Genomic DNA, 6,604 nt, shown 5'->3' on the forward strand with positions numbered 1-6,604 from the left:
TGGTAAGGTGTCCGCCCAAGGCACACAAACGTGTTCCGTGACCGGCATCTTCCCGAAACGGGAACCAGGCGGGGAAAACGGGCGGCGGCCCGTTCAAAACACGCGGCCAGCGCGGGTCCTGCAGGACCCCGTATTTAATGAGGAGAGTGAACGAACGTGACCCGATATGTCGTAAAACGTGTGTTGCTGGCGATCGTGACCGTGATCATCATCAGCTTGATCACCTTTTTCGCGATGAACGCGATCCCCGGCGGCCCCTTCAACAAGGAAAAGGCTCCCAGTCCGCAGGTCCAGGCCGTGCTGGAAGCACGTTACAACCTGGATAAGCCGGTGGGGGAGCAGTACATCCTGTATATGAACAATATCCTGCACGGTGACTGGGGCGTGTCCCTGAAAACCGGCCGTGATATTACCTCCACCCTGATCACCCGCTTTGCCGTTTCCTCTCAGCTGGGCCTGCAGGCTGCGGCTGTGGCCGTTGTGTTCGGCCTGGTTCTGGGCAGCATCGCCGCTCTGAACCGCAACAAGCTGCCGGACCGGCTGATCATCTTCTTCACCACCCTGTTCACCGGTGTGCCCAGCTTTGTTCTGGCCACCCTGCTCCTGCTGGTCTTCTGCGTGGAGCTGAACGTCTTCCCGGTGTGGAGCGCCGAAAACCCCAACTACTTCCTGCCGGTGGTTTCGCTGTCCTTGTATCCCATGGCGTACATCACCCGTCTGACCAAGACCAGCATGCTGGACGCTCTGGGCCAGGATTATGTGCGTACTGCCCGGGCCAAGGGCGTGCCCCAGGTCAAGGTCATCTTCAAGCATGCCCTGCGCAATGCCTTGATCCCCGTTGTCACCTACGTGGGCCCCATGATTGCCTACATCATTACCGGCTCCATGGTCGTTGAAAGCATCTTCACCATCGGCGGCCTGGGCACCCAGTTCGTCAACAGCATCAACAACAGCGACTACCCCCTGATCATGGCCACCACCCTGTTCCTGGGCATTCTGATGGTTTCGGCCAACCTGATCACCGACCTGGTGTACAAGCTGATTGACCCGCGCATCGAACTGGAGTAAGAAGGAGGAAAGAAAATGACCTACGCAGAAAACGGTATGCCCGAAAAGAACCCTCTTTCGGTCCAGATCGATCTGTCCAAGTTCAGCTCTGCTGATTTTGAACCCGCCACCGCCGACGAAAAGGCACAGCAGGAGGTCATGGGCGAAAGCGTGACCTTCTTCAAGGACGGCTGCCGCCGCCTGATGAAGAACAAGCTGGCCGTGGGCAGCATCGTCGTGCTGGTCCTGCTGCTGCTCAGCATCATCATCATTCCGTTCTTCGTGCCCTATGGCTATGAGGAAATCGTCACCGTGGACGGCCGCCGCGACAAGACCGCCACCAACCTGGCCCCCTTCGAATGGTCCCAGCGCGAACAGCAGTACATGGAGGAAACCGGCGAAAAGCTCTTCCCCCATGTGATGGGCACCGACAGCCTGGGCCGTGACTACTTCATCCGCGTGATCTACGGCACCCGTGTGTCCCTGGCCGTCGGCCTGGTGGCTTCCATCATGGTGCTGATCATCGGCTTGATCTACGGTTCCATCGCAGGCTGGTGTGGCGGCACGGTGGATATTATCATGATGCGTATCGTGGATATTATCTACAGTCTGCCGGATACTTTGATGATCATTCTGCTCTCGGTGGTTCTGAACGAAACCCTGAAGCCGGTCATCGAAAAGGTTCCCATGCTGCAGTCCCTGGGCACCAATATGATTGCCCTGTTCCTGGTCTTCGGTCTGCTGTACTGGGTGGGCATGGCCCGTCTGGTCCGTGGCCAGATCCTGACCATCAAGCAGAACGAATACGTTCTGGCGGCCCGCACCATCGGCACCCCCAGCGGCCGCATCCTGCGCAAGCACATTCTGCCCAACTGCCTGTCCGTCATCATCATTTCCGTGGCTCTGCAGATCCCCTCGGCCATCTTCACCGAAAGCTACCTGTCCTTCCTGGGCATCGGCGTCAAGGTCCCCATGCCTTCGCTGGGTTCTCTGGCCAACGAAGCCCGTGCGGGTATCAACAGCTATCCGCTGAAGCTGGTCTTCCCGTCGCTGATCATCTGCCTGATCGTCCTGGCCTTCAACCTGCTGGGCGACGGCCTGCGCGACGCGTTCGACCCCAAACTGAAGCGCTGAGGAGGGGCAAAGTATGAGTGAAGTAAAAACCAACCAGGACTGGAAGTACCTCCTGGAAGTCAAGGACCTGCATACCACCTTCTCCACCGACAAGGGCGGCGAAGTGCATGCGGTCAACGGTGTCTCCTTCGCCCTGGAGCCCGGCAAGATTCTGGGCATCGTGGGCGAATCCGGCTCCGGCAAGTCCGTCACCGCCTATTCCATCATGGACATCCTGTCCGACAACGGCGGCATCACCGGCGGCCAGATCCTGTACAAGGGTGAAGACATCACCAAGTGGGACGAAAAGAAGATGCAGTCCTTCCGCGGCAAATGCTGCTCCATCATCTTCCAGGACCCCATGACCAGCCTGAACCCCGTGTTCACCATCGGCAACCAGCTGATGGAAGCCATCATGCTGCACACCGACCGCAACAAGGCCCAGGCCAAGGCCCGCGCCATTGAAATGCTGGAACTGGTGGGCATCAACGAACCGGAAAAGCGGATCAAGCAGTATCCCTATGAGCTGTCCGGCGGCATGCGCCAGCGCGTCATGATCGCCATGGCCCTGGCCTGCGAACCCGACATCCTGATTGCCGACGAGCCCACCACCGCCCTGGACGTGACCATCCAGGCCCAGATCCTGGAACTGATGCAGGATCTGCAGAAAAAGCTGGGCATGGCCATCATCATCGTCACCCATGACCTGGGCGTCATCGCTTCCATGTGCGATGAGATCATCGTCATGTACGGCGGCCGTGTGTGTGAGCGCGGCACCGCCGACGACATCTTCTACGCCCCGGCCCATGAATACACCAAGGGCCTGCTGCGCTCCATCCCGTCCGGCTCCAACATGAAGGAACGCCTGATCCCCATCGGCGGTACTCCCATCAACATGCTGGACCTGCCTGCGGGCTGCGCTTTCTGCCCGCGGTGCGATTCCGCCATGAAAATCTGCCTGCGCGAACAGCCCCCCGAACTTCAGGTGGGCGAACACCACATGGCTTCGTGCTGGCTCAACGTGAAGAATGCAAAGGAGGGGAAGTAAGATGGCAAACAGCGAATACCTTTTGCAGGTCGAGCATTTGAAGGAATATTTCCCCGTGCGTGCCGGCCTGGGCAAAACCATCCACCTCAAGGCGGTGGATGACGTCTCCTTCGCCATCCGCCCGGGCGAAACCCTGGGTCTGGTGGGCGAATCCGGCTGCGGCAAGACCACCGTCGGCCGCACCCTGCTCCAGCTGTACAAGCCCACCGGCGGCCGCATCCTGTTTGACGGCAAGGTCATCTATGACAGCGGCGAACAGTACGACGAAAACGGCCAGCTGAAGGTGGATGCCAACGGCAAGCCTGTTATGGGCAAGAAGGTCCATGTGGACATGCTGCCCTACCGCAAGGAAATGCAGATGGTCTTCCAGGACCCGTACTCTTCCCTGAACCCCCGCATGACCGTCGAGGACATCATCGGCGAACCTCTGGACGTGCACAAGCTGTGCAGCAACAAGAAGGAACGCCATGAGCGGGTCATGGAACTGATGGAACTGGTCGGCCTGAACGCCGAGCACGCCATGCGGTACCCCCACGAATTTTCCGGCGGTCAGCGCCAGCGTATCGGCATTGCCCGTGCCCTGGCCGTGAACCCCAAGTTCATCGTCTGCGACGAACCCGTCTCCGCCCTGGACGTTTCCATCCAGGCCCAGGTTGTCAACATGTTTGAGGACCTGCAGGAGAAGCTGGGCGTTGCCTACCTCTTCATTGCCCACGACCTGCTGGTCGTCCACCACATCAGCGACCGTATCGCTGTTATGTACCTGGGCAAGATGATGGAGATGGCCGACGCCGACGAGCTCAACGACAATCCCATCCATCCCTATACCCAGAGCCTGCTGTCCGCCGTGCCGGTGCCCGATCCGCGTACCGCCCGTGCATCCAAGCGTATCGTGCTGGAAGGGGACGTGCCCAGCCCGCTGCATATGCCCAGCGGCTGTCCCTTCCGTACCCGCTGCCGTTACGCCACCGAGCAGTGCGCCAAGGCCATGCCTCCGTTCACCGACCGCGGCAACGGCCATTATGTCGCCTGCTGGAACAAGTAAGACAAGCGGCCCGATAAATGGGAAATTTTGCCTGTCCGTCGCCCATGGACAGGCAATTGCATAACAGAACCTACAAAGATGGACGGAATGTCCTGTGCGGAATTCGGCATTCTGCCCAAAAATGGTAACTGAAAAGCAACAGCTTGGCCATCGGCATTGCAAATGCTCCGGCCAGCACGTATAATGGGCGTTGTATCAGGAGGAGTCCACACAGGAGCGGCAAAACCGCCCTTGTGTGGGTTTCTGATAGAATTCTAGGAGGAAAGAACAATGAAAAAGCTCATGGCATCTGCACTCGCTGCCGCCATGGTCGTCAGCCTGGCTGGCTGCGGCGCTTCCAGCACCGCAACTTCCGGCAGCGGCTCTGCGGCTGCGACTTCGGAGAACGCGGCTACCGCGTCCACTGAGTCTGTGCTCAACACCGACACCAGCACGCTGTACATCAACCTGGCGTCTGAGCCCGATCGTCTGGATCCGGCTCTGAACTCCACCGTTGACGGCGCCGTTCTGGCTGTCAACAGCTTCGTGGGTCTGCTGACCTACGACGAAAACGGCCAGCTGATTCCCGGCGTGGCGGAAAGCTACGATGTTTCCGAGGACGGCATGACCTACACCTTCCACCTGCGTGAGAGCAAGTGGAGCGACGGCACCGAACTGACCGCTAAGGACTTTGTCTACAGCTGGAACCGTGCTGCCAACCCGATGACCGCTTCCGACTACAGCTACCTGTTCGACGGCCTGATCGCCAAGAACGAGATTGCCGAGGAAATGGTTGCCAACCCCGAATACGACGCTGCTGCCGCTGAGGCTGCCGCTGCCGCCGGCGAAGAGTACAGCACTCCCGCTGAAGTGTACAGCGACGCTGCTCTGGCCGAGCAGGAAGCCAACAACATCCTGGTGGGTGTTGAGGCTACCGATGACTACACCCTGACCGTCACCCTGGTCAGCCCCTGCCCGTACTTCCTGAGCCTGTGCGCTTTCCCGACCTTCTTCCCGGTCCCGCAGGCTTCTGTGGAAGCTGCCAACACCGACGGCACCAACCCCGGCGCCTGGGCTCTGGAAGCCGGCTTCGTCTCCAACGGTCCCTACACCTGCACCGCTTGGAACCATGACGAAAGCATGACCTACACCAAGAACCCCAACTACTACGATGCCGACAGCGTTTCCATCGAAACCCTGCAGTTCATGCTGAGCGCCGATGACACCGCTATCTACAACGCCTACATGGCCGGCAACCTGGACTTCATCGATACCATTCCCAATGAGGAAATCCCCAACCACAATGGTACCGACCCCGAATTCTACATCGCTACCAACATCGGCACCTACTACGTTGGCTTCAACGTGAACTCCAAGCTGTTCGAGGGCAAGACTCCCGAGCAGGCCAGCGCCATGCGTGAAGCCATCAACCTGCTGATCGACCGTCAGTACATCGTTGACACCATCGGTCAGACTGGCCAGGAACTGGCCAACACCTTCGTGCCCGCCGGCATGAGCGACTCCAACGGTGCTGAATTCCGTCAGAACACCGACAGCTACACCTATCCCGATGCTGAGGCCGTCGGTTACTTCGATCCCAGCGAGGATGCCTACGACGAAAACCTGCAGACCGCTATCTCCCTGCTGGAGAGCGCCGGCTACGAGTTTGACGACAACGGCATGCTGAGCTCCTCCACCCCGCTGTCCTTCACCTACCTGACCAACGAAGGCGCCGGCAACGAAGCCATCGGCGCTGCTATCCAGCAGGATATGGCCGCTGTGGGCATCACCGTCGACGTGGAGACCCAGTCCTGGAACGTCTTCCTGAACGAACGTAAGGCCGGCAACTACGACGTCTGCCGTCAGGGCTGGCTGGCTGACTTCGATGACCCCATCAACATGCTGGAGATGTGGACCACCGAGTCCGGCAACAACGACGCTCAGTTCGGCCGTCCCGATGAGACCGGCTCCGTGCCTTCCTACGCTCCGCAGAACTGGGATACCTACAACGATCTGATCGCCAGCATCAAGGCTGAGACCGACCTGACCAAGCGTGTTGGTCTGATGCACCAGGCTGAGGACATGCTGATGGAGACCTGGGCTGTTGTGCCTCTGTACTACTACAACGACCCCTACATGCAGAAGTCCAATGTGGAAGGCGTCTACACCAACTCCTTCGGTTACAAGTACTTCCACCATGCCACCAAGACCGCTGCCTGATCCAATCAGCGTAACGGATTGAACAGCAAATAAGGAACCGCCCCCGTGCCAGGCACGGGGGCGGTTTTTTGATGGCGCCGAATAGGCATGATAAAATCCCCCAGTTCAACTGGGGGTGGATAAAAAATACTTTAGTGAAGAGAAAGAACCTC

5 protein-coding genes are annotated in these 6,604 nt (G+C 59.0%); all 5 read left to right on the plus strand.

Annotated elements, in window-relative coordinates; genetic code table 11:
- Positions 1–156 precede the first annotated feature (156 nt).
- A complete protein-coding gene (locus tag H6B15_RS12540) occupies positions 157–1,068 on the plus strand; it encodes an ABC transporter permease subunit (protein WP_204648344.1) in 912 nt (303 codons plus the stop codon).
- Between the two features lie 36 nt (positions 1,069–1,104).
- Positions 1,105–2,181, plus strand: coding sequence for an ABC transporter permease (locus H6B15_RS12545; protein ID WP_345941991.1), 1,077 nt, complete (start codon positions 1,105–1,107; stop codon positions 2,179–2,181).
- A 13-nt stretch (positions 2,182–2,194) separates the two neighbouring features.
- A complete protein-coding gene (locus H6B15_RS12550; protein WP_204648346.1) occupies positions 2,195–3,208 on the plus strand; it encodes an ABC transporter ATP-binding protein in 1,014 nt (337 codons plus the stop codon).
- A gap of 1 nt (position 3,209) precedes the next feature.
- Positions 3,210–4,253 carry an ABC transporter ATP-binding protein gene (locus H6B15_RS12555; RefSeq protein ID WP_204648347.1) on the plus strand — a complete coding sequence of 348 codons (1,044 nt, stop codon included), beginning with the start codon at positions 3,210–3,212 and terminating at the stop codon, positions 4,251–4,253.
- A 270-nt stretch (positions 4,254–4,523) separates the two neighbouring features.
- A complete protein-coding gene (locus H6B15_RS12560; RefSeq protein WP_243424412.1) occupies positions 4,524–6,452 on the plus strand; it encodes a peptide ABC transporter substrate-binding protein in 1,929 nt (642 codons plus the stop codon).
- Positions 6,453–6,604 lie beyond the last annotated feature (152 nt).

Source organism: Gemmiger formicilis (assembly GCF_016900095.1).
Classification (GTDB): Bacteria; Bacillota; Clostridia; order Oscillospirales; family Ruminococcaceae; genus Gemmiger; species Gemmiger formicilis_A.